This is a genomic window from Salinivibrio kushneri (genome assembly GCF_005280275.1).
Lineage (GTDB): Bacteria > Pseudomonadota > Gammaproteobacteria > Enterobacterales > Vibrionaceae > Salinivibrio > Salinivibrio kushneri.
The window spans coordinates 463,815-490,563 of the sequence record NZ_CP040022.1; the positions used below are offsets into that span (position 1 = coordinate 463,815).

Annotated in this window: 10 protein-coding genes; 2 read left to right on the top strand and 8 right to left on the bottom strand. The window is 52.7% G+C overall.

Annotated elements, in window-relative coordinates; all coding sequences use genetic code 11:
• The first annotated feature begins 66 nt into the window (after positions 1-66).
• A complete protein-coding gene (locus tag FCN78_RS15160; protein ID WP_100297971.1) occupies positions 67-1,452 on the top strand; it encodes a class II fumarate hydratase in 1,386 nt (461 codons plus the stop codon).
• A 6-nt stretch (positions 1,453-1,458) separates the two neighbouring features.
• Here the strand turns inward: FCN78_RS15160 and FCN78_RS15165 are convergent, their stop codons facing one another.
• From FCN78_RS15165 to FCN78_RS15185, 5 genes are all read right to left on the bottom strand, one after another.
• The gene (locus FCN78_RS15165) at positions 1,459-2,871 is read right to left on the bottom strand and encodes a GGDEF domain-containing protein (RefSeq protein WP_077658894.1); all 1,413 of its coding nucleotides are present in this window, start codon (positions 2,869-2,871) and stop codon (positions 1,459-1,461) included.
• Between the two features lie 119 nt (positions 2,872-2,990).
• The gene (msrB, locus tag FCN78_RS15170) at positions 2,991-3,434 is read right to left on the bottom strand and encodes a peptide-methionine (R)-S-oxide reductase MsrB (protein WP_069360829.1); all 444 of its coding nucleotides are present in this window, start codon (positions 3,432-3,434) and stop codon (positions 2,991-2,993) included.
• A 107-nt stretch (positions 3,435-3,541) separates the two neighbouring features.
• Entirely contained in the window at positions 3,542-4,609 is a 1,068-nt protein-coding gene (locus FCN78_RS15175) for a succinylglutamate desuccinylase/aspartoacylase family protein (RefSeq protein ID WP_077520346.1), read from the bottom strand.
• Positions 4,596-5,501 (bottom strand): 30S ribosomal protein S6--L-glutamate ligase, encoded by a 906-nt coding sequence (rimK, locus tag FCN78_RS15180; RefSeq protein ID WP_069360827.1) that lies wholly within the window; start codon positions 5,499-5,501, stop codon positions 4,596-4,598. Before rimK ends, FCN78_RS15175 begins: the two co-directional genes overlap by 14 nt.
• A 14-nt stretch (positions 5,502-5,515) precedes the next feature.
• Positions 5,516-5,956 carry an ATP-dependent zinc protease family protein gene (locus FCN78_RS15185; protein ID WP_077658893.1) on the bottom strand — a complete coding sequence of 147 codons (441 nt, stop codon included), beginning with the start codon at positions 5,954-5,956 and terminating at the stop codon, positions 5,516-5,518.
• Between the two features lie 214 nt (positions 5,957-6,170).
• Here FCN78_RS15185 and FCN78_RS15190 point away from each other — a divergent pair, with 214 nt between their 5' ends.
• Entirely contained in the window at positions 6,171-7,511 is a 1,341-nt protein-coding gene (locus tag FCN78_RS15190) for a magnesium transporter (protein WP_077599710.1), read from the top strand.
• Between the two features lie 78 nt (positions 7,512-7,589).
• On the opposite strand, the gene FCN78_RS15195 is transcribed toward FCN78_RS15190, so the two are convergent.
• The 3 genes from FCN78_RS15195 to FCN78_RS15270 form a co-directional block, all read right to left on the bottom strand.
• Complete coding sequence (locus FCN78_RS15195) at positions 7,590-8,501, bottom strand: mechanosensitive ion channel family protein (protein WP_235607550.1); 912 nt, start codon at positions 8,499-8,501, stop codon at positions 7,590-7,592.
• A 110-nt stretch (positions 8,502-8,611) separates the two neighbouring features.
• On the bottom strand, positions 8,612-24,484 hold the full coding sequence (locus FCN78_RS16070; protein ID WP_167483335.1) for a VCBS domain-containing protein: 15,873 nt from the start codon (positions 24,482-24,484) through the stop codon (positions 8,612-8,614).
• A gap of 262 nt (positions 24,485-24,746) precedes the next feature.
• Positions 24,747-26,618, bottom strand: a complete 1,872-nt coding sequence (locus tag FCN78_RS15270) for a PhoX family protein (RefSeq protein WP_235607609.1) — start codon at positions 26,616-26,618, stop codon at positions 24,747-24,749.
• Positions 26,619-26,749: the final 131 nt, after the last annotated feature.

Here is a 26,749-nt window from a genome sequence, read left to right on the forward strand (position 1 = left end):
ATTTAGCTACTTTAATGTGTTAATGATAACCATTATCGAAATGGCATGGCGACATAAAAGGATATGATCATGGCGAAAACACGTATTGAAACAGACAGTATGGGTGACGTTGAAGTGCCTGAGCAGGCTTTGTATCAGGCACAAACGCAACGTGCGGTGAATAACTTTGCGGTCAGTGATCAGACCATGCCCGAAGACTTTATTCGCGCACTGGCGATGGTGAAATACGGTGCGGCACAAGCAAATGAGTCACTGGGGTTGTTAGAGCGTAAGATTGCCGACGCCATTTGTGAGAGCGCACAAGAAATCATGGCGGGTAATCACTTGGATCAGTTTCCTGTTGATGTGTTTCAAACCGGGTCGGGCACCAGTTCGAATATGAATATGAACGAGGTACTTGCTACCTTAGCCTCAGAAAAATCCGGTGAGATGGTTAGCCCCAACGATCATGTCAACATGAGCCAAAGCAGCAATGACGCCGTGCCAACGGCCATTCAGATCAGTACCACGTTAGGCTGCGAGCAAAAACTGCTGCCTGCTCTGGCTCATTTGCGTGATGCCTTGCATGAAAAGAAACAGTCCGTTGGCGATATTGTCAAAACCGGGCGTACCCATTTAATGGACGCCATGCCAGTTACCATGGCGCAAGAACTGGATGCCTGGTCGCAGCAAATTGAACATGCCATGGTACAAATTACCCAAAGTTTGTCGCCGGTACGCGCGTTGGCGCAGGGAGGGACAGCGGTCGGCACAGGGATCAATGCTCACCCATTGTTTGCTGAGCGTTTTGCCGAAGCGGTAGCCGCGCTGAGCAAGACGGGTTTTACGGCCAGTGAGAACCCATTCTTTGCCATTGGCAGCCAAGATGCGCTGGTGGCCCTTCATGGTCAATTAAAAACCACCGCGGTGGCAACCATGAAACTAAGCAATGATTTGCGCTGGATGAACTCGGGGCCACTTGCGGGACTCGGTGAGATCGAGCTGGAAGGGTTGCAACCAGGATCGTCAATTATGCCAGGCAAGGTCAACCCCGTTATTCCCGAGTCGGCGGCGATGGTGTCTGCGCAGGTGATGGGCAATGACACCACGGTGACGGTGGCGGGTCAGTCGGGGAATTTTGAGCTGAACGTGATGCTGCCAGTGATTGCCGCGAATGTGTTGCAAAGTATCAACTTGCTCGCTGGCGCAAGCCGACTGCTTGCCGATAAAGCGATTCGCAGCTTTAAAGTGAGAGAAGATAACCTGCAAGCTGCGTTGTCTCGTAACCCTATCTTGGTCACCGCCCTCAACCCTGTTGTTGGGTACTTGAAAGCGGCTGAAATCGCTAAAAAAGCGTATCAACAAGGACGCCCGATTCTCGACGTTGCCGAAGAAGAGACCGATCTGGGTCGAGAGAAGCTTTCGCAGCTGCTTGATCCAACCAAGCTCACTAAAGGCGGCATCGCCGAGTAATGCGCTTCACGGGTCCTCCTTGGGCGCAACCACCACACGATTGCGCCCAAGGCTTTTGGCGGTATATAGGTGATCATCAGCGCGATCAAATACCTGCTCAGGATGGCTATCGTTTGGGCAGCTTTCGGATAAGCCACAGCTGACTGTATAGGTGAGCGATTGGTTATCAAACTGTGAGGTATTCGTCGCAATACGTTGGCGAATACGCTCGGCCACGTAGTACGCATCGTGGCTGTCAGTATTGCGAAAGATAATCACAAATTCTTCCCCTCCATATCGAGCCACCAAGTCGGTTTGGCGAACGGCGCGTGTTATCTCAGCAGCAACATCTTGCAAGACGCGATCGCCGGCGGAGTGACCGTATGTATCGTTAAATTGCTTAAAGTTATCGACATCGATGACGGCGACCGTATAGGTGTATCGCGCTCGCCGAGATCGTTCGTACTCAATCGCTAATTCAGGCAATAGGCCGTAGCGATTAACGGTGCCAGTCAGTGGATCCAGGCTGGCTTTTCGTTGCCAGCTGTCTCTTGCCGCAACGGCATTTTTATATTCCATCACTTGGATAGAAATACTGATGCTGGCCAGTACGGTGGTGAAGATAAAAATAAGCAGTGCTAACACGCCGTCATAGAGGTCAGGGATCGCGAATGCCCCCATATCGAATGGTACCCTTAAGATAGACACGATGATTAAGCCGCAAAGGCCAACCAGTAGCGTACGCCAATGGCCGGAGAACGCGATATAAATCAGCAAAGCAAGCTCAATATAAATAGCGCCTGGAAACACGGAAAAGCTGATGAGTGTCAGTGCCATAATGGCAGCGACGTAGGCTACGTTTTGCCAACGGAGTGTTGGCCAGTCACACCCCTGCCTTTGCCAAGCCGTGTACAAGCTTACCCAGAGTAGCGTTGATGTGGTGTAAGTCATGGTAAATTCAATGGTTAAGAATTGTAGGCGCCCATGAACTAACTGCTCATCGATATAAAGAGGAATGGCGACAATGGCCATCATTGCTATCGCGGGTAACAGGCATCCGACGAGCACAAATCGAAAAAGAGCCCGCACGGTATCCAGGCAATGTGGATAGTATTTCTGCCATAGCCAAGCGGATAATGCGGAGGTGAGGGTCAGAAATATACCAAAAAACAGACCAGTAGCGAGATGCAGCGATTCGATCCGCGTAACCGCCGCCAGGCCATGACCCAACGAACCGGCCAAGATAAGAGGGAGCAGTAAACCCAGCCCTAGATGCCGGAACAATACCACGGCTAGGCCACTGGAAATATTGAGTAAGGTGACCGTATTGATATCGAGTATCGCGGATAAATAACGCATATCCAGCCAGACGATCGCCCCGTAAATGAGGCTCCACAACAATATGTGGCGAGCGGCAGGTAAAGAACTCCCCAGTAGCATGTCACCTCTGCGTCGTGCGATGCAATAGGATGGAAAAGTGGTTGATAGTGGCAGTTCGCTTATGGCTAAGTGTAGCAGAGCCGCGGTTAGACTCTGCTTTTTTAGTGGGGAAGGTACGGTTAATCGAGCTTTTTCAACGCGACGGCGTTCATACAAAAGCGTAAGCCAGATGGCTCGGGGCCATCTGGGAATACATGGCCAAGGTGAGCGTCACAGGTGGCACAGGTGGTTTCAATTCGCGTCATTCCGTGGCTGCCATCTTTATGATAGGCGATGGCATCATCTTGCGCAGGTTGCGTAAACGACGGCCAGCCTGTCCCCGAATCAAACTTTTCATGCGCATCAAACAGCAAGGTGCCGCAGCATGTACATCCATAACGCCCTGGTTCAAAGAGCGTGCACATCCCTGAGCTAAACGCGCGCTCTGTGCCTTTTTGGCGGGTAACACGAAAGGTCTCTTCACTGAGCTGTGCTTGCCACTCTTGGTCTGTTTTCTCAACCCGCGACGGCGGCGTGAGATTACCGTTTTCACTGCGAGCGACGATGTCTTGCCATGTCAGCATGATGTCGTTCCTCTTATTGAACGGGCGGCTGCCCGTGCTACAAAACGCGTAGTGTTATGAATCTTATGGCTCGATGCAAGTAGTACGGTTTGTTTCTCGTGACGCGATCATGTTGATAGGGTGCCAATTCCCCATTTTAGCTCATCATCTTGGTCGTCTTTGACTTGATCTCGATAACCTTCCAAGTGTTGTTCAATCAAATCATCAGACTGTGAGAAAAAAGCAATATGGAAGATAGCGTCACCTTCATTGACCACGGGCAGTGTTTGCTGCCCAATGAGGATGCCGCTCTGGGGAGCGATGACCTCGACCTCTTGACTGCCTGCTGGATCAGAAATGATACCGATGACTTGTTGCTTGGAGACCATCTCACCCAGGGCAATATGGCTGCGGAATATGCCATCTGCATCGGCACGTACCCAACGGCTTGTTCTGGCTGTGACAGGTTTGTACGGTAATTTCCGCCGCGATTGACGCAGCATGCCTAAGTGGCGCATCACGCGTATGATCCCCCTAACACCTGCGTTAATGGCGTAAGGCTCAAAGCGTAGTGCTTCGCCGGCCTCATAGGTGATCACCGGAATGCCAATCGCTTCTGCCTCTGCGCGTAAGGATCCGTCTCTTAATGCGGCGTCGACAACCACAGGGGCGGAAAATGCAGTCGCCATCGCCGCCGCCTCTTGATTCTCCAGGTTGACTCTGATCTGCGGTAGATTGGTGCGGTGGATGGCGGCGGTATGGAGATCGATCACGTGGGTGCATTGACTGATCACTTCATTAAAAAGCTGATACGCCATGCGCCCGGCAATAGAGCCACGTTCTGAACCTGGAAAAGAGCGATTCAAGTCTCGCCTATCTGGTAGATAGCGAGATTTATGAATAAACCCAAACACGTTCACAACGGGAATCGCAATTATGGTTCCGCGCAATTTTTTTGTATCGGTTCTGGCCATGATTTGGCGAACAATTTCGATACCATTGAGCTCATCGCCGTGAATCGCCGCACATATTAACAGTGTGGGGCCCGATAATTTGCCGTTAAGGACCTCGATACTCACGTTGAGCGGTGCGTGGGTATAAAGCTTGGCGATTTCCAGCTCTAGGCTGAGACGATCACCTGGGTTAACGGTCTCGCCACCGATTTCGATGGCCTTGTTTTTTTTAGCCCTTCCCACGAGTGCGTGTCCTTTTTGAGTAAGCGTTCTTTTCGATATATTCCACGACCATGCCAGCAACATCTTTTCCGGTCGCGTTTTCAATGCCTTCTAGCCCTGGAGAGGAGTTAACTTCCATGACAAGCGGGCCACGTTCTGAGCGCAGCAGATCAACCCCGGCGACATTGAGACCCATAGCTTTGGCCGCTGCGATGGCTGTGCGTCGCTCTGCGGGTGTGATCCGAACCAAGGATGCTGAGCCTCCGCGGTGTAAATTAGAGCGAAACTCGCCTGGCTGGGCTTGACGTTTCATTGCCGCAATCACCTTGTCACCAATCACAAAGCAGCGAATATCAGCACCGCTGGATTCTTTAATGTACTCCTGCACCAAAATATCGGCTTTTAAGCCCATAAAGGCTTCAATCACACTTTCAGCTGCTTTTTTGGTTTCGGCGAGGACGACACCAATGCCTTGGGTGCCTTCCAGCAGCTTGACGACCACAGGGACACCGCCCACCATTTCCAGCAAATCACCCACATCACCCGGCTTGCTGGCAAACCCAGTATGCGGCATACCTATGCCTTTGCGCGACAGCAATTGCATTGACCTTAGCTTGTCTCTAGAGCGGGTGATGGCCACGGACTCATTAACAGGAAAAACCCCCATCATTTCAAACTGGCGCAATACGGCACAGCCATAAAAGGTGACTGAGGAGCCGATACGCGGAATGATGGCGTCAAACCCCTCTAACTCCTCGCCAGCGAGATGAATCGACGGTTGTGTCGAGTTAATGCTCATATAACAGCGTAGTGCGTCAATAATTTTATACTCATGGCCACGTTGTTCGCACGCTTCAATCAGGCGCCGAGTGGAATAGAGGTTTTTATTCCGGGAAAGGATACCGATTTTCATTGTGGTTAGGGCTCTTATTTGCCAAGCAGAAATGAATGCATAGGATCGACAATGACGTTTCCCGTCATTGCGGTACGACCTAACAGCATACGAAAGCGCATGTTATCGCGTGCGGTGAGTGTCATCTCTATGGGATAACACAGTTCACCGGCTTTAAGTGTGGTCTGAATCACATAGCGAAGTTGCTCATGCCCGCCAGAGTCGCGCACGACACGACGCGCAAGCACGGGCGCTTCTGCTTGAATCACATGCTTGTCATCGCCTTGGTGAGGATGGATCCAAAAACGAACCCAGGTGACGTCTCCTTTCTCAAACTCTTCGATTTTGAAGGTATGTAAGCATGAAGTCCGCGCGCCCGTATCAATTTTGGCTTTTATACGCGCAATATTGAGGTCGGGGAGGCTAATCCACTCACGCCAACCTACACACACTTTTTCCGTTGATTGAACCGGCATTGTTATCATTACTCGTTAGTGCTCTGCCTTGCTTTCACCATAGAAGTGATAGCGGTTATTCGTGGTAAGAATCTGAAAAATCGGCGATGATATGTGATAACCATCGCACACTGGAAACGGCACTATCATCGCATATAGGAGACAGCTGAGGGCCCCTGCCGGGGGCGGTTCGCTGGACTGCTGTGCACATGATGACCGTTGAGAAGGAAATACCATGCAAACGAGTGATAGACAAGAAGTGATTGACGATTTGCTATCAAAAGTCGATCAAGATGCGCCCGAGACGATACAAGAGATAGAGCAAGCACACGGTGTGGATAGCCTCGCTCTGTTGTTGGAAGCCTTGCCCGTCAACGATCGTGTGGGCTTTTGGGAACAACTCTCTCCCTCGTTACAACTGCCAGTGTTGGCGGAAATGCGTGATGACGCCGGTGAGGCGGTGATCCGTGCCGTTGATGAGGCACAACTCCATACGCTTTTTGCTGATCTCGACGCGGACACCTTGTTGGAGTTGCAAGATGTGTTGACCGAACCGCTGCTAGAAGAAGCGCTCGGTCGTATGGACTCGGAGCAAAAGCAACGCTATGCCTCGGCACAACAGTATGCGGATAACCAAGTGGGGCATTGGTGTGATCATCAACCCTTAGTGGTGCCCGCCAAAACAAAAGTCAATGTGGTACTGCGTTTACTGCGCCGTGTGATGCCCAAATATTGTGATCATGTCTTCGTTGTCGACAGTCGAGGCATCTGGGTCGGGGCTGTCCCTATTCATAAGCTGTTCGGCGCGGACGGGGTGCTAAAAATCAGTGAGCTGGTCCGTGAACAGTTCCCCAGCTTGAACGCACGTGATGATATTTATACCAGCGCTGACACAGTCGCGAGCAGTGAAGAAATCGCACTGCCCGTGCTGGATGACGGTAATATGTTGATTGGACGACTTGATTTGGGCACGGCTTATGAGATGCAAGCGGAACGGGCAGAAGCGCAAATTATGGCCACAGCGGGCTTGGATGAAGATGAAGATTTATTCTCCCCGGTAATGAAAAGTGCGCGCAACCGTGCGTTATGGCTTGGGGTGAACCTGATGACAGCCTTTCTCGCGTCATGGTTTATCGGTCTATTTGAAGCAACGTTGCAGCAGGTTGTCGCGCTGGCGGTACTCATGCCCGTGGTCGCATCCATGGGGGGGATCGCCGGTAGTCAAACCTTGACGCTGATCGTGCGAGGCCTCGCGCTCGGGCAAATCTCTAAAGCTAACCTAAAGCCTCTTTTGAGCAAGGAATTTAAAGTGGGGCTGCTTAATGGTGTGCTTTGGGCGCTTGTGATTGGTGCCATTGCGGGTTACTGGTTTGAAAGCTGGGGACTTGGTGCGGTTATCGGTGCTGCGATTGTCGCCAATATCATCAGTGCGGCATTGGCGGGGATTTTTGTGCCAGTGTTATTAGAGAAGCTGAAGATTGATCCGGCACTGTCAGGCTCAGTGATTTTAACCACAGTGACGGACATCGTCGGCTTTGTCGCTTTCTTGGGCTTAGGGACGTTGTTTTTACTGTGAGTTTTACTTGGACGTGATGCGTTGTCACTCAGTTGATCGCTTGATAGCGCGCGTGATCCTCACGAGCGCTTTATTCTCTCAAGCGGGTGTTGAAGGCGCGGTCGTTTCGGCCGCTGTGAACTCGGTTTGTTCGCTCAGTTTGCCGTCTGCTGCGGGGAGCAGCTTTTCGCAATACAGCGTCATAATGTCTTCCCGTATTAATTGTTCGAGTTCGGCGGCGCGTTCGGTCGGACAGAACAGGCGGACGTGGACATGTTGCTCGCCAGTATCGGTATGAGACAAATAGACATGAGGCTCAGGCCCAGGCAAATCCACCCCCGCATGACGTTCAATCACATGGTTATAACGTCGAGCGATATCGAGAAAATCCTCGCTATGATCGTCGATGCGTGCCAGCAGCGCCGGAATATGGGGATATAAATTTATATCGCCCCGGATCACCAAGTGAAAATGGTGATAGACATAGCGCTTCATAAAGTTCAGGTTTTTCACTGTGGTAGAGAAAAACAGACTATTCGGTAAGGTCGCTGTTTTACCGGTATAGCAATAGTGACCATGGTGGGTATCAATCTCTTGAATTTTGGTGGCCATTAAGTTGTGCTCGATCACTTCGCCACGAGAGTTACCGACCTCAATCCAATCACCGATACGAAATGACCGTGAGCTGGCGCGTTGAATTGAGCCGGTAAAGCATAGGATGATCTCTTTGGAGGCCACCACCACCGCGACTGCAATGGCGGTGAGCGACAGGGCAAACTCGCTAATTTCTGTGTTCCAAAATAAGAACAAAAACAGTAAAAGCAGGCTAAATGCCCCGTTTTTTGTACGTGAGATCCACTTGCGTTGATCTTCACTGAGGAAGTTACTGTCGCCGCGAATATGACGTAAAATCATTCGGCGGATCACGCTAACAAAAACGATAACACCAATGGTGGTCAATAGTTTGTTTTCGACCAACAGTTGGGCGATATTTTTCAACTCAGATAACAAAATCACTCCCATCATGCTTCTGGCAAGTTTTGGCGCTATTCTGCCCCTTTGTTAAGCAAAATAGAACATAAACTTACTCCCACGCATCAGATATACGCGTCAGGTGTCGATTAGTCTGTCATCAGTTTGTTTTGTTGGATCATGGCATCTATCACGGAAGCGCTTAGCTCTTGGCTGCTGAGGCCACTCATATCAATTTCGTATGCGCTAGCCATGTCTGCCACACTGAGGTTTTCAAACACCACGTGCTGGTCGATTTGATTATCGCCCGCAGAGGCGATGTATAAAGTGGCTTCACCCTGGTCGTTGTCCTCAAGCGTCAAATAGTCTTCAAGGCTCTCTCCGGCTTGGTCTTCATCAATCAGCAGCTCGGAGAGAGCCAGTGTATCTTTTTGCACATCAAATTCAGTAATGCGATCAACTGCTTCTGCGCCGACCGACCCTTGATCGCCGCTTAAAAACGCGAAGGTATCAGAGCCAAGCCCTCCGGTCAGTGTATCGTCACCTTTCCCGCCAATTAGCAGATCATCGCCAAGGCCGCCATCAAGCGTGTCGTCGCCGTGGTTCCCGAGTAAACTATCATCGCCCGCGTTGCCAATCAGGGTATCGTCACCTGCACCGGCCGCGAGAACTTCACTTTGATAAGTACCTTCCAGCGTTTGCTCATCAATCGCAATAATATCGACCAGTGCACTATCTATATAACTGCCATTAGAGGAGGTGTATTCAAATTGATGTTCAGGCTCTGGCAACACCGCATTAGCGCTATCCAGGGTGAGATAAATATCGTAGCTTTCGGTCGTATTTAATATATTATTGGACACGACCTCAAAATAGTAAGTGCCTTGCTGACCGGCCGTAAAGCTATTACTGCCCGTATCTGGGTTGAGAGTGTCCAATAGCTGTTGGTTTTCGTCATACACTCTTACGCTCAGATTATTCGTCCAATTGTCATCATCAAAGAGTAAGCTTTCGTTTTGGTAGAGATCCATTTTTGTCATGTCACTGTCGGTACCGTTTTGTACCGTCCCCGTCAGGGCGGCATTGGCACCGAAGTTACCAACATCAATGTGTGGCCACACCTCCTGGGTCATGGTCCCGAATTTACCGCGGTCTAGGCTCTGTGCCTGAGCAAATGAACCAGCGTAATCACCGAGTTCGGATTCTGCGATAAATTTAGAGTCGTTACCGATGGGGTCAAGGAAAGCTTGCGTATTCATCGCACTATCGGGTGTGAAGGTGACGTCATCCGTGCCCGTTACTGACCCTTGTACCCCGTTGCTGGTCGCCGTGATCGTACTGTCCATTGACGGAATATCGTTATGGGTTAATGCCAAACCGGGGATCACGATTGGGCTACCGTCATGAACATTGGTGATCACTATATCGTGATTAGCATCGAGCCGTGCCTCGTAGTAGAGGTCAATGGCAACATTCACATCACTGGTATCGCCATCGTTATCGGTAAGCGTCAGCGCGATTTGTTCTTGTTCGTTGAGAATATCTCTGTCGACCGCCACGCGGTAGTCGTACTCGCCGGTATTAAAATTGATGGTGAGGATCCCGCCCTTGGCGGTTTCAAAGGTCTGCTGCGCGCTGTCCGTGGCGGGATCATAGTTGTACGTTTGTCCATCCAAGGTGAGTGCAGAAATATAGCCATCGTCGGCGCCGAATAAGGAGACAGTATTACCCTCATCATCCATCAGAACCATGCCACCCGAAACTTGTCCGCTCTTGATGGTTTGTAGCAGTGAGTAAGCGAGTTCATTTTCATCGGTCACCAGCAACACATTGTCACTGGTATTGCCTGAGCTACTTGCTGCTATAGGAGTCAGTGGCGATGTCGTAATGCCATCCCCGACCCCGACACTGAAGGACTCATCAATGCCTTGCGCGCTGATATAATTTTGCCATGCACTTTGCAGGCTGGTGTTATTTTCAAAGTCATCATTGGGTATCCCATCCGAGATAAAATAGGAGATGGTTTTATCTGCGGAGGTCCCAGAGGTATCGACAGTATTGATGATCTCGTTTAGCGCGTTATCGTAGCGGGTGGCACCGCCGGCATATAGGCCCTCGATTGCGTCTAATGCGCTGTTGACATCGTTAAGTATCCAACCTGAAGACTGGGCTTCACTCGAAAATGACACAACTTGGATGTTGAGATCGCCAAGCTTATCGTATTCCTCTACCATGGATTTTAGTGCGGCTTTGGTGACTTCCATCCGAGTGGGTGAATCCGGGTCACTCGGATCAACCGGATCGGCCATACTACCCGAAAGGTCAACGGTAAGAATCAGATTAAAGGTCGAGCTACTCTCTGCCGTCGCATATAAGGCACTTTCGATGTTGTCAGAGGTCGGCGTATCATCTTGCACATTGACAGTAAAAGCCGATGAGCGATAAGCGGTGGCCGCTGTTGGATCATAAGTCGTGTAGGTGAAGGCTTCACTCACGTTATCGCCGCTGGTGGCGCTGTTGAGTGTATAAGTATAGTCACCCGCGCGATAACCTTGGCTGTTGTCTTGGTTATAAACAGTCAAGGTGCCACTGGCGGTCGTGAGGGTTAAGACACCGTCACTGCCAAAACTTTGTCCATTCACTTGATCGAGAGCGACATTGGTACCAATCCCGGTGTCATTATCCAAGAGGTTGCCTTGGGTGGAATGACTATTATCGTTGCTCACTAACCCTTGCTCGCTGACTGAAGCGATATCGGCGTTTAACTGGGTATTATTGTCATGGCCGACTGTGAGCTGTGCCTGACTGATATCCCCATCGCTGTCGGTGAGGGTATAAGTGAATACCTCATCATCCAGGGTGCTGGCATCCGTCGCCGACGCGACTAATGATTGGTAAACATAGCTACCGTCAGACTGGATCGTTAATTGCCCTTGCGATGTGGCAATCACAGTACTGCCGTTAACCGCATAGGTGGTACCGTTGAAGCTAACCGCGGTCACCGTGGTGGTATCCGCCCCAAGGGTATCGGCGCCAGCGCCGGCAGTGATCACGTTTCCCCCTGTCGAGGCGGCAGAGGCCACGCTGTCGCTATCATCATGGGCGACAGGCGCGGAGTCGCTCACATCAAAGGTCACGGTTGTCCACTCGCCATTCTCGCTGCTTTGGTACGAGAAGCTGTCATAGACTTGACCGCCGCCTGCATGATTCACTGCTGGTGCGGTGTAGGTGAAGCTGCCATCGGCACTGACCGTAATGCTGCCGCCCAGTGCGGTGGCGATGGTGGCAGGGCCGATCACAACTTCACTGTTGCCACTTTCTCCTTGGCTGGTATTGGTGGCAACGCGGGTGACCGTGGCCTGTGTGTCTGCATCGTTGCTAATCAGCCCATTGGCACTGGTAATGCTGGTGGTTTGTCCTTCGGTCAGCGCAAAGCTATCATTTTCTAGATTTAGCATGGCCGTGGTCGATGCCTGATCCGTGCCGTCGGTACTGATAGCCGTAATGGATAGGGTGACGCCAGTCATATCCGCGGGAGAGGCGAGATTAAGACCACTCAATTGCGCGTCCGTGAGCAGCCAATCGCCGGTGCTTGCCTCTTTTGTCCCCGCTGATAATACCGCATCGTCGGGTAAGCCGCTGATTCGGTAAGTGAGTGTTTCGCCCGCTTCATTGGCGGTGCCGGAGATTGTTAAGGGCGAAAGAATGGCACGTGATCCGCCCGCTCCAGGGTCAGTGGCGGAGATTTGTCCTGTGTTATCAATATAAGTCAGTGATTGATCGCCACGACTGACCGTGAGTGTGGGGGCGGTAGCAACTCCTTCGACGTTGAAGGTGACATCGTGCGTGAGACTCGCATTTTGGGTATCGGTGGCGCGGAAGCTCACTGTCTCTGTCCCACTCCAATCGGCGACCGAAGAAATGGTTGCGATGCCACTCGCATCGACAGAGACGGAGACACCACTAGGTACATTCGCCACATCAAAGCTTAACGTATCGTTGCTATCGATATCCGAAAATACCGTATTAAGATCAATGGTGTAGCTAACAAAATCCTCTTGCAGATTTTGCGTCGAAACAGCCTGAGCCAACGTGGGCGCGTCATTGCTACCGGTAATGGTAATGGCAATGTCCTGTGGTACACCGTTAGTAGCGGTTAGTGTGATAGTGTCGGTAACTTGATCGCCGGCGTCCAAGTTCTGCACGCTGGTCTGATCGAGGGTATAGGTCCAATCACCGTTGACCAGCTCTAGCGAGCCATAGTTGCCTGCTTGTGTGACATCGGCAAAGCTCGGTGCATCGCCGTCATCGACATCACTGATCGCAAGGGTACCGGTGGCAGTGACCGCGGCATCGCCCACATCACCCTCGGTGACGGAACCAACAAACTCACCGCTGACGTCTGGCGCATCCTCGCTACCGGTAATGGTGATCACGATATCCTGTTGGGTGTTATCGCTCGCGGTCAGGGTAATGGTATCGGTGACTTGATCGCCGGCATCTAAATCCTGCACGGCAGACTGATCAAGGGTGTAGGTCCAGGTACCATCCACTAACTCGAGCGAACCATAGGTGCCCGCTTCGGTGGTATCCGCAAAAGTCGGCGCATCGTCGCCATCAACATCACTAATCGTAATCGACCCAGTGGCAGTCACAGGTGCATCACCTTCATTGCCTTCGGTCACTGAACCGACAAACTCACCGCTGACGTCGGGGTCGTCATCCGTCCCCGTAATGGTGATAACAATATCTTGTTGGGTGTTATCGCTTGCCGTCAGGGTGATGGTGTCGGTAACTTGATCGCCGGCATCTAAATTCTGCACGCTGGTCTGATCGAGGGTATAGGTCCAATCGCCATCGACCAGATCGAGCGAGCCATAAGTCCCCGCTTCGGTGGTATTGGCAAAGGTGGGATTATCGTCGCCATCAACATCACTGATTGAAAGTGTGCCACTTGCAGTGACGGCGGCATCACCCACGTCACCTTCGGTCACTGAGCCAACGAACTCACCGGTGACTTCAGGGGCATCCTCGCTGCCAGTAATGGTGATCACGATATCTTGCGGAGTGCCGTCAGAGGCATTGAGAGTAATGGTATCGGTGACCTGGTCGCCGGCGTCCAAGTTTTGTACAGAAGATTGATCAAGGGTGTAAGTCCAATTGCCATTGACTAGTTCCAGCGAACCATAGGTGCCGGACGCAGTGGTATCCGCAAAGCTCGGTGCATCGTCACCGTCGATATCACTGATCGCAATAGTGCCCGTGGCGGTGACAGGCGCATCGCCTACATCACCCTCGGTGACCGAGCCAACAAAGCTACCGGTGACCTCAGGGGCATCCTCGCTGCCAGTAATGGTGATCACGATATCTTGCGGAGTGCCGTCAGAGGCATTGAGAGTAATGGTATCGGTGACCTGGTCGCCGGCATCTAAATCCTGCACGCTGGCTTGATCAAGGGTGTAAGTCCAGTTGCCATCGACCAGCTCTAGCGAGCCATAGGTACCAGTCTCTGTAGTATCGGCAAAGCTCGGTGCATCGTCACCGTCGATATCACTGATCGTAATCGACCCAGTGGCAGTCACAGGCGCATCGCCCACATCACCCTCGGTCATTGAACCAACAAATTCACCGGTGACTTCAGGGGCATCCTCGCTACCGGTAATGGTGATCTCGATATCTTGTTGGGTGTTATCGCTCGCGGTCAGGGTAATGGTATCGGTGACTTGATCACCGGTATCTAGGTTTTGTACAGCAGATTGATCAAGGGTGTAAGTCCAGTTGCCATTGACCAGCTCCAGCGAGCCATAGGTACCAGTCTCTGTAGTATCGGCAAAGCTCGGTGCATCGTCACCGTCGATATCATTGATCGCAATGGTGCCCGTGGCGGTGACCGCTGCATCACCTTCATTGCCTTCGGTCACTGAACCAACAAACTCACCGCTGACTTCAGGGGCATCCTCGCTGCCAGTAATGGTGATCTCGATATCTTGTTGCGTGTTATCGCTTGCGGTGAGCGTGATGGTATCCGTGACTTGATCGCCGGCATCCAAGTTCTGCACGGCAGACTGATCGAGGGTGTAAGTCCAGCTGCCATTGACCAGTTCCAGCGAGCCGTAAGTCCCTGCCTCTGTGGTATCGGCAAAGGTTGGGGTATCGTCGCCGTCGATATCACTGATCGTAATGGTGCCGGTGGCAGTCACAGGGGCATCACCGACATCACCTTCGGTCACTGAACCGACGAACTCACCGGTGACGTCAGGGTCGTCATCCGTCCCCGTAATAGTGATAACAATATCTTGTTGGGTGTTATCGCTTGCGGTGAGGGTAATGGTATCGGTGATCTGGTCGCCGGCATCTAAATCCTGCACGCTGGCTTGATCAAGGATGTAAGTCCAGTCGCCATTGACCAGCTCTAGTGAACCATAAGTGCCCGCTTCGGTAGTATCCGCAAAGCTCGGTGCATCGCCGTCATCAACATCAGTGATTGCAATCGTGCCCGTGGCAGTGACGGATGCATCACCTTCATTGCCTTCGGTCACTGAGCCGGTAAAGCTACCGCTGACTTCGGGGGCGTCATCCGTCCCGGTAATGGTGATGACGATATCTTGCTGCGTGTTATCGCTGGCGGTGAGGGTGATGGTATCCGTTACTTGATCGCCGGCATCTAAATTCTGCACGCTGGCTTGATTTAGGGTGTAAGTCCAATCACCGTTCACCAGCTCTAGCGACCCATAGGTACCAGTCTCTGTAGTATTGGCAAAGGTTGGGCTATTGTCACCATCCACATCACTAATCGTAATCGTACCCGTCGCGGTGACAGGTGCATCGCCGATGTTACCTTCGGTGACCGAGCCAACAAACTCCCCGCTGACGTCTGGCGCATCCTCGCTACCGGTAATAGTGATAACAATATCTTGTTGGGTGTTATCGCTCGCGGTCAGGGTGATAGTATCCGTGACTTGATCGCCGGCATCTAAATCCTGCACGGCAGACTGATCGAGGGTATAGGTCCAGGTACCATCCACTAACTCGATCGAACCATAGGTACCGGTCTCAGTGGTATCGGCAAAGCTCGGTGCATCGTCACCGTCGATATCACTGATCGCAATGGTGCCGGTGGCGGTGACAGGCGGATCACCTTCGTTACCTTCGGTCACTGAGCCAACAAACTCTCCGCTGACGTCGGGGTCGTCATCCGTCCCGGTAATGGTGATAACAATATCTTGTTGGGTGTTATCGCTTGCGGTCAGGGTAATGGTATCCGTCACTTGATCGCCAGCGTCCAAGTTTTGTACAGCAGATTGATCGAGGGTGTAAGTCCAGCTGCCATTGACGAGTTCCAGCGAGCCGTAAGTCCCTGCCTCTGTGGTATCGGCAAAGGTTGGGGTATCGTCGCCGTCGATATCACTGATCGTAATGGTGCCGGTGGCAGTCACAGGGGCATCACCGACATCACCTTCGGTCACTGAACCGACGAACTCACCGGTGACGTCGGGGTCGTCATCCGTCCCCGTAATAGTGATAACAATATCTTGTTGGGTGTTATCGCTCGCGGTGAGGGTGATAGTGTCCGTCACCTGATCACCGGCATCTAAATCCTGCACGGCAGACTGATCAAGGGTGTAAGTCCAGTTGCCATCGACCAGTTCCAGCGAGCCATAAGTCCCTGCTTCAGTGGTATCGGCAAAAGTCGGCGCATCGTCGCCATCAACATCACTAATCGTAATCGAACCCGTCGCAGTGACCGCTGCATCGCCTTCATTACCTTCGGTCACTGAACCGAGGAACTCACCGGTGACCTCAGGGGCATCCTCACTGCCAGTAATGGTGATTACGATATCTTGCGGAGTGCCGTCAGAGGCATTGAGAGTAATGGTGTCGGTAACTTGATCGCCGGCATCTAAATCCTGCACGGCAGACTGATCGAGCGTATAGGTCCAGTTGCCATTGACCAGCTCCAGCGAACCATAGGTGCCGGACGCAGTGGTATCCGCAAAGCTCGGTGCATCGTCGCCATCAACATCACTGATTGAAAGTGTGCCACTTGCAGTGACGGCGGCATCGCCCACATCACCTTCGGTCACTGAGCCAACGAACTCACCGGTGACTTCAGGGGCATCCTCGCTGCCAGTAATGGTGATGACGATATCTTGCGGAGTGCCGTCAGAGGCATTGAGAGTAATGGTATCGGTGACCTGGTCGCCGGCGTCCAAGTTTTGTACAGAAGATTGATCAAGGGTGTAAGTCCAGTTGCCATTGACCAGTTCCAGCGAGCCATAAGTCCCTGCTTCAGTGGTATCGGCAAAAGTCGGCGCATCGTCGCCATCAACATCACTAATCGTAATCGAACCCGTCGCAGTGACCGCGGCATCACCTTCATTACCTTCGGTCACTGAACCGAGGAACTCACCGGTGACCTCAGGGGCATCCTCGCTGCCAGTAATGGTGATTACGATATCTTGCGGAGTGCCGTCAGAGGCATTGAGAGTAATGGTATCGGTGACCTGGTCGCCGGCATCTAAATCCTGCACGCTGGCTTGATCAAGGGTGTAAGTCCAGTCGCCATCGACCAGCTCTAGCGAGCCATAGGTGCCCGCTTCGGTGGTATCCGCAAAGCTCGGTGCATCGTCACCGTCGATATCACTGATCGCAATAGTGCCCGTGGCGGTGACAGGCGCATCGCCTACATCACCCTCGGTGACCGAGCCAACAAAGCTACCGGTGACTTCAGGGGCATCCTCGCTACCCGTAATGGTGATGACGATATCTTGCGGAGTGCCGTCAGAGGCATTGAGAGTAATGGTATCGGTGACCTGGTCGCCGGCGTCCAAGTTTTGTACAGCAGATTGATCAAGGGTGTAAGTCCAGTTGCCATTGACCAGCTCTAGCGAACCATAGGTGCCCGCTTCGGTGGTATCCGCAAAGCTCGGTGCATCGTCGCTATCGACATCACTGATTGCAATCGTACCACTTGCAGTGACGGCGGCATCGCCCACGTCACCTTCGGTCATTGAACCAACAAATTCACCGGTCACTTCAGGCGCGTCATCCGTCCCGGTAATGGTGATGACGATATCTTGCGGAGTGCCGTCAGAGGCATTGAGAGTAATGGTATCGGTGACCTGGTCGCCGGCGTCCAAGTTTTGTACAGCAGATTGATCAAGGGTGTAAGTCCAGTTGCCATTGACTAGCTCTAGCGAACCATAGGTGCCCGCTTCGGTGGTATCCGCAAAGCTCGGTGCATCGTCGCTATCGACATCACTGATTGCAATCGTACCACTTGCAGTGACGGCGGCATCGCCCACGTCACCTTCGGTCACTGAGCCAACGAACTCCCCGCTGACTTCAGGGGCATCATCCGTCCCCGTAATAGTGATGACGATATCTTGTTGCGTGTTATCGCTCGCGGTGAGGGTGATGGTATCCGTGACTTGATCGCCAGCGTCCAAGTTTTGTACGGCAGACTGATCAAGGGTGTAAGTCCAGTTGCCATTGACCAGCTCGAGTGAGCCATAGGTGCCCGCTTCGGTGGTATCCGCAAAGCTCGGCGCATCGTCGTCATCGACATCACTGATCGCAAGGGTACCGGTGGCAGTGACCGCGGCATCGCCCACATCACCCTCGGTGACCGAGCCAACAAAGCTACCGGTGACCTCAGGGGCATCCTCGCTGCCAGTAATGGTGATGACGATATCTTGCGGAGTGCCGTCAGAGGCATTGAGAGTAATGGTATCGGTGACCTGGTCGCCGGCATTTAAATTCTGCACGGCAGACTGATCGAGGGTGTAAGTCCAGCTGCCATTGACCAGTTCTAGCGAGCCATAGGCGCCCGCTTCGGTGGTATCCGCAAAGCTCGGTGCATCGTCACCGTCGATATCACTGATCGCTATGGTGCCGGTGGCAGTCACCGCGGCATCGCCCACGTCACCTTCGGTCACTGAACCGACGAACTCACCGGTGACGTCGGGGTCGTCATCCGTCCCGGTAATGGTGATCTCGATATCTTGTTGGGTGTTATCGCTGGCGGTGAGGGTGATGGTATCGGTGACTTGATCGCCGGCATCTAAATCCTGCACGCTGGCTTGATCAAGGGTGTAAGTCCAGTTGCCATCTACCAGCTCCAGCGAGCCGTAATTGCCCGCCTCTTTGGTATTGGTAAAGGTGGGATTATCGTCGCCATCGATATCACTGATCGCAATGGTGCCGGTGGCAGTCACCGCCGCGTCACCTATATTATCCTCGGTCACTGAGCCAACAAATTCACCAGTGACTTCAGGGGCGTCATCCGTCCCGGTAATGGTGATCACGATATCTTGTTGCGTGTTATCGCTGGCGGTTAGCGTGATGGTATCCTTCACCTGATCGCCAGCATCTAGGTTCTGCACCGCAGACTGATCGAGGGTATAGGTCCAATCACCGTTGACCAGCTCTAGCGAGCCATAGGTACCGGTCTCTGTAGTATTGGCAAAGGTGGGATTATCGTCGCCATCAACGTCACTGATTGAAAGTGTGCCACTTGCAGTCACAGGCGCATCCCCCACATCACCTTCGGTCACTGAACCGACGAACTCACCGGTGACTTCAGGGGCATCCTCGCTACCGGTAATGGTGATCACGATATCTTGTTGCGTGTTATCGCTGGCGGTGAGGGTGATGGTATCCGTGACCTGATCGCCGGCATCCAAGTTCTGCACAGCAGATTGATCAAGGGTGTAAGTCCAGCTGCCATTGACCAGCTCTAGCGAGCCGTAAGTGCCCGCTTCAGTGGTATCCGCAAAGCTCGGTGCATCGTCACCGTCGATATCACTGATCGCAATAGTGCCCGTGGTGGTGACAGGCGCATCGCCTACATCACCCTCGGTGACCGAGCCAACAAAGCTACCGGTGACGTCTGGCGCATCCTCGCTACCGGTAATGGTGATCACGATATCTTGTTGGGTGTTATCGCTGGCGGTGAGGGTGATGGTATCCGTGACTTGATCGCCGGCGTCTAAATCCTGCACGGCAGACTGATCGAGCGTATAGGTCCAGTTGCCATCGACCAGCTCCAGCGAGCCGTAAGTGCCCGCTTCAGTGGTGTCGGCAAAAGTCGGTGCATCGCCGTCATCGACATCACTGATTGAAAGTGTGCCACTTGCAGTCACAGGCGCATCACCTTCATTGCCTTCGGTCACTGAACCAACGAACTCACCGGTGACTTCAGGGGCATCCTCGCTGCCAGTAATGGTGATCTCGATATCTTGTTGGGTGTTATCGCTTGCGGTGAGGGTGATGGTGTCGGTAACTTGATCGCCAGCGTCCAAGTTCTGCACGCTGGTCTGATCGAGGGTATAGGTCCAATCGCCGTTGACCAGCTCTAGTGAACCATAGGCGCCAGATTTTGATACATCCGCAAAAGTCGGCGCATCGCCGCCATCCACATCATTGATCGCAATGGTGCCGGTAGTGGTGACAGGCGCATCACCTTCGTTACCTTCGGTCACTGAGCCGATAAAGCTACCGGTCACTTCAGGGGCATCCTCGCTGCCAGTAATGGTGATCTCGATATCTTGTTGCGTGTTATCGCTGGCGGTGAGGGTGATAGTGTCGGTAATTTGATCGCCAGCGTCCAAGTTTTGTACGGAAGACTGATCGAGGGTATAGGTCCAATCGCCGTTGACCAGCCCTAGCGAGCCGTAAGTCCCCGCCTCTGTGGTATCGGCAAAGCTCGGCGCATCGCCGTCATCCACATCACTGATCGCAAGGGTGCCGGTGGCAGTGACCGCGGCATCGCCCACATCACCTTCGGTCACTGAACCAACAAACTCCCCGCTGACGTCGGGGGCGTCATCCGTCCCAGTAATGGTGATAACAATATCTTGTTGGGTGTTATCGCTCGCGGTGAGGGTGATAGTGTCCGTCACCTGATCGCCGGCATCTAAATTCTGCACGCTGGCTTGATCAAGGGTGTAAGTCCAATCGCCGTTGACCAGCTCTAGCGAGCCATAGGTACCGGTCTCTGTAGTATTGGCAAAGGTGGGATTATCGTCGCCATCAACGTCACTGATTGAAAGTGTGCCACTTGCAGTCACAGGCGCATCGCCCACATCACCTTCGGTCACTGAACCGACGAACTCACCGGTGACTTCAGGGGCATCCTCGCTACCGGTAATGGTGATCTCGATATCTTGTTGGGTGTTATCGCTGGCGGTGAGGGTGATGGTATCCGTGACTTGATCGTCGGCATCCAAGTTCTGCACAGCAGATTGATCAAGGGTGTAAGTCCAGCTGCCATTGACCAGCTCTAGCGAGCCGTAAGTGCCCGCTTCAGTGGTATCCGCAAAGGTGGGTGCATCGTCGCCATCTACATCACTGATCGCAATGGTTCCCGTAGCAGTGACGGGCGCATCGCCCACGTCACCTTCGGTCACTGAACCGACGAACTCACCGGTGACTTCAGGGTCATCCTCGCTACCGGTAATGGTGATCTCGATATCTTTTTGGGTGTTATCGCTTGCGGTGAGGGTGATAGTGTCCGTCACCTGATCACCGGCATCTAAATTCTGCACGGCAGACTGATCGAGGGTGTAAGTCCAGCTGCCATTGACCAGTTCTAGCGAGCCATAGGCGCCCGCTTCGGTGGTATCCGCAAAGCTCGGTGCATCGTCACCGTCGATATCACTGATCGCTATGGTGCCGGTGGCAGTCACCGCGGCATCGCCCACGTCACCTTCGGTCACTGAACCGACGAACTCACCGCTGATGTCTGGCGCATCCTCGCTACCGGAAATGGTGATCACGATATCTTGTTGGGTGTTATCGCTCGCCGTCAGGGTAATGGTATCCGTGACCTGATCGCCAGCGTCCAAGTTTTGTACGGAAGACTGATCGAGGGTATAGGTCCAATCGCCGTTCACCAGCTCTAGCGAGCCATAGGTGCCCGCTTCGGTGGTATCCGCAAAGCTCGGCGCATCGTCGCCATCAACATCACTGATTGAAAGTGTGCCACTTGCAGTGACGGCGGCATCGCCCACGTCACCTTCGGTCACTGAGCCGGTAAAGCTACCGGTGACTTCAGGGGCATCCTCGCTGCCAGTAATGGTGATAACAATATCTTGTTGGGTGTTATCGCTCGCGGTGAGGGTGATGGTATCCGTGACCTGGTCGCCGGCGTCCAAGTTTTGTACGGCAGATTGGTCGAGCGTATAGGTCCAATCGCCGTTCACCAGCTCTAGCGAGCCGTAAGTGCCCGCTTCAGTGGCATCGGCAAAAGTCGGCGCATCGCCGTCATCGACATCACTGATCGCAATGGTGCCGGTGGCGGTGACAGGCGCATCACCTTCGTTACCTTCGGTCACTGAGCCAACAAACTCCCCGCTGACTTCAGGGGCATCCTCGCTACCCGTAATGGTGATGACGATATCTTGCGGAGTGCCGTCAGAGGCATTGAGAGTAATGGTATCGGTGACCTGGTCGCCGGCGTCCAAGTTTTGTACAGCAGATTGATCAAGGGTGTAAGTCCAGTTGCCATTGACCAGCTCTAGCGAACCATAGGTGCCCGCTTCGGTGGTATCCGCAAAGCTCGGTGCATCGTCGCTATCGACATCACTGATTGCAATCGTACCACTTGCAGTGACGGCGGCATCGCCCACGTCACCTTCGGTCACTGAGCCAACGAACTCCCCGCTGACTTCAGGGGCATCCTCGCTGCCAGTAATGGTGATCTCGATATCTTGTTGCGTGTTATCGCTTGCGGTGAGCGTGATGGTATCCGTGACTTGATCGCCGGCATCCAAGTTCTGCACGGCAGACTGATCGAGGGTGTAAGTCCAGCTGCCATTGACCAGCTCTAGCGAGCCGTAAGTGCCCGCTTCAGTGGTATCGGCAAAAGTCGGCGCATCGCCGTCATCGACATCACCGATTGAAAGTCTGCCACTTGCAGTGACGGCGGCATCGCCCACGTCACCTTCGGTGACCGAGCCAACAAACTCACCAGTTACTTCAGGACCATCCTCGCTACCCGTAATGGTGATAACAATATCTTGTTGGGTGTTATCGCTGGCGGTGAGGGTGATGGTATCCGTTACTTGATCGCCGGCATCTAAATTCTGCACGCTGGCTTGATTTAGGGTGTAAGTCCAATCACCGTTCACCAGCTCTAGCGACCCATAGGTACCAGTCTCTGTAGTATTGGCAAAGGTTGGGCTATTGTCACCGTCGACATCACTAATCGTAATCGACCCAGTGGCAGTCACAGGTGCATCACCTTCATTGCCTTCGGTCACTGAACCGACAAACTCACCGCTGACGTCGGGGTCGTCATCCGTCCCCGTAATAGTGATGACAATATTTTGTTGCGTGTTATCGCTCGCGGTCAGGGTAATGGTGTCGGTGACCTGATCGCCGACGTCTAAGCCTTGGATAACGCTACTGTTATTGTCGAGCGTATAAGTCCAGGTACCATTCACCAATGATAACTCACCATACTGACCCGACACATTGCCATCGGAAAAGCTCGGTGCATTGTTGTCATCTGCATCCGAAATACTGAGGGAGCCCGTTGTTGCTAATGTGGTGTCTTCGATGACATTGCCGCGAGTTTGGCCACTAATCACAGGATCATCATTGGTGCCTGTGATCGTTATCGCGATGACCTGGGTGCTGCCGTCTGATGCGGTCACAGTGAAGTTTTCCGAAACGATATCGCCTTCACTAAGAGACTGCACAGCATCGCTATCCGCGGAGTAAGTCCAGTTGCCATTGGTGAAGATGAACTCACCATACTGGCCGGATTGCGTGCTATCGATCCACGTGGGATTATCGTCGGGGTCGGAAATTGACAAGGCCCCGGAAATGGCATCTCTGGCTATCAAACTTCCGTCAGAGCCATCGATTTCACCCTCTGAGAGCGTGCCTGATGTGTCACCTGTGATGGATGCGGGATCGTCAATACGTTCCACGGCTGAGGTGAAGGTTTGAGAGGTGCTTGTTTCGCCGTCTGAGGCGGTGATCGTGAATGTCAGCGAGGCGATATCCAGTGCATCGTTATTGATTGCATCTACGCCTGCCTGAGTGAGAACGACATTATTGCCCTGCAATTCGACATAGTTTTGGCCGCCATCGGTCAACGACAGAGTGAGGACATCGCCTTCTATGTCATTGGCAGACACGGTGCCGACGGTATCGCCAGCCGCAACTGCTTCCTCGGTGACCGTGGTGGCAGAAAATTGCAGCGTAGGCGCATCGTTGACTGGATTCACGGTAACCGTGATATCAGACGGCGTTTCCGCTTGACCATCAGAAACGATAACCGTGAGGTCAAGGTCGCCATTGAAATTAGGCGGCGGTGTGATGACGATATTACCAGACTCATCTTCATCGATATCGACATCTGGATTGCCACTGGTGATGGAAGCAATGGTGAGGGTGTCACCATCGGGGTCGTTGATTTGCTGTAGTATTTGATTCGGTGTCAGCACTAATGGCTGATCCTCATCGGTACTGAAAGTGAGTGATTCGGCACTCGGTGTTTCATTGGTGGCTGCGGTAGGAAATACAGCGTCAGCACTTGCCAATCTAAGTGCGGTTAGAGCAAAAAGCTGTTCGTCGCTAATGCCAAATCCTGAGCTGGCAAGCCCCTCGGTTTGAAAGCCTGCAACGATCTCGCCAATACGGCCGTTCGCTTCAATAATCGCCATGGCGGTGATCGCAGACCCAGAGGCTGCCGCACCAGCGGCGGTAGCAGCATCTTCAATAGCACTGGGATCGTCACCTTGTTGGATGGTTTCAATGATTTCAAGCACATCCTCAGGTAAATCTTGTGCCAGCGTATCGTCTTCGCCTTCGCCGACAAGCAAGGCGGACAACGCGAGGTTCGCATTGGCACCATTTTCAAGGCGCACTGAAGCTGGCTCGTTGCCGACCGCGGCGAGTAGCTCTCCTGTCGAAACCGTTTGATTAGCCTCTATTTGACGTACTTGGCCATCAGGCTGAACGGCAGCAACCGTTCCTTGTGTCTCGGTGACTTGTGTCTCTGTCGCCATGCTGTCGGCTCCTTCGGTAACTGCATTGTGCCAACGCGTTGTTTTTGAATGATTTACATTCTTTTGTCAACTTGTTAGGTGCAGCTTGGCGCATTATCGATACATATACCCTCTGTAAATATAGTTGATAGTTTGCAGAGAAGAGCAAAATTTGCGGGTTTGGTCATACTCGAGTAGTGCTTAAAAAGCCCTTGTCGAGACAAGGGCTGAGTGGTGTTGGTTAAATAGCGCGCGAACGGGAGTGTATCGCCGCGGAGGGCTGTTAGGTCCCGATTACGCCACCGTCGTCTTTGGTGATCATGATAACCGAAGAGCGAGGAATGCCGTCACCGCCTGCAGGGAAGTGCGCGCCTGGATGTTGCACGCCCACAAACATAGTGCGTGAGTCGGGCGTAAAGGTCAGTCCTGTGATCTCGCATGATGTAGGCCCGGTGAGGAAGCGACGAATTTCCCCCGTTTGCGTGTCGGCACAGAGCATTTGGTTATTGCCCATGCCAGCAAAGTCGCCCTCGTTGGAGTAATCGCCGTCGGTTTGGATCCAAAGACGTCCTGCGCGATCAAAGCCGATACCATCTGGGCTGTTAAACATATTGTCTTTGTTGATGTTATCGGTACCTGCCATTAATCCAGATTGCTTCTCGGGGTGGCCGGCCATCACGAAGATGTCCCACTCAAAGGTCGCCTGAGTATGGTCGCCTTGGGTCGGTGCCCAGCGAATAATATGACCATACGGGTTTTTGGTGCGTGGGTTGGCCGCATTTAATGGCTGGCTGTCTTTCACGCCGCGGTGTTTGTTATTGGTGAGGGTGCAGAAAACATGTTTGTTGTCGGCGTGCACGGCGACCCACTCTGGGCGGTCCATGGTGGTCGCCCCCACTTGCGTCGCGGCTTCGCGGGCAAAAATGAGCACGCTAGCTTGATCAGGAAAGCCGTTCTCTGGCGTTAGGCCATTTTTACCAAAGGTGAGCTCTAACCACTCTCCTTGGCCTTTTAGCTCGTCGTCGCTGCCAGTAAATTTGGCGACATATAAGGTGCCATTTTCGAGCAAATCGCGATTAGCACGACCTTTACTCGGATCGTATTTTCCTTCAGAGACAAATTTATACAGGTGCTCGCCACGTTCATCATCGCCCATATACACAACGACATGACCATCATCATTGACCGTTAGCGCGGCATTTTCGTGCTTAAATCGACCCAGTGCACTGCGCTTTTTCGGGGTTGAGTTGGGATCCATAGGATCAATTTCGACCACCCAGCCAAAGCGGTGAGGTTCATTAGGATGCTTGGCGACATCAAAGCGCTCGTCGTGTTTATACCAGTCGTATCCCCAATCACTATCGCTGATACCGTAGCGCTGATAGGTTTTGCCTAAGGTAACGGTTTTTTCGCTGGCAAAATAGCCGTTGAAGTTCTCTTCGCAGGTGAGATAGGTGCCCCAAGGCGTTTCGCCGTTGGCACAATTGTTAAAGGTGCCGAGGATCTTCTGACCCGAGGGGTCAGCCGCGGTTTTAAGCAATGAGTGGCTGGCAGCAGGACCTGTCATTGCCATTTCTGTATACGCGGTAATACGGCGGTTTAAGCGGCCTTGTGGATTCACTACCCAACGACCATCGACTTTTTTGAGCTCAACCAAGGAGACACCGTGCGCTGCTTGTGATTTACGCGCATCATCGGCTGAGATGTTTTCTCCACTGTGCGTAAACAAATACTCATCGTTGATGTACTCGTTATTGACCGCGAGCAAGGCGCGATCATTGGCGAGCGGGAAAAATGTCATGCCATCATTATTGTCGCCAAACTGCTGCGCTTGCGCATCGGCGTTGTTTTGTTGAGAAAACGCAGGGGCATTGGCAAAAATAGGATCTCCCCAAGACACAAGTACATCTGCCTTATAACCCGCAGGGACGCTGACTGTATCAGCGGTTGAGGTGGGGATGGCTTCAAACCCAAGCAGTTCACTTTTGCTCATGCTGCCAGCCACGGCCTTTGCGACAGGGTTAGCGGCAAAAAAAGCGACTGTACTGGCTGCGCCCGCGCCTTGTAAAAAGCGGCGACGACTGACGGCGGCATCAATAAAGCGATTGAATTCGGGTTCTGCGTCCAGCGGACGTTGGTCAATATGCTTGCTCACGACAATTCTTCCTTTCTGTTCGTTATCGTATTTATGATTTAGGTGATAGCGATGCGCTAGAAAGTACATCGCAAAGTCGGTCGAAAGTGTGGCGAGGCAATATGAAAACGCGGTGACTACTGGGTGACAGT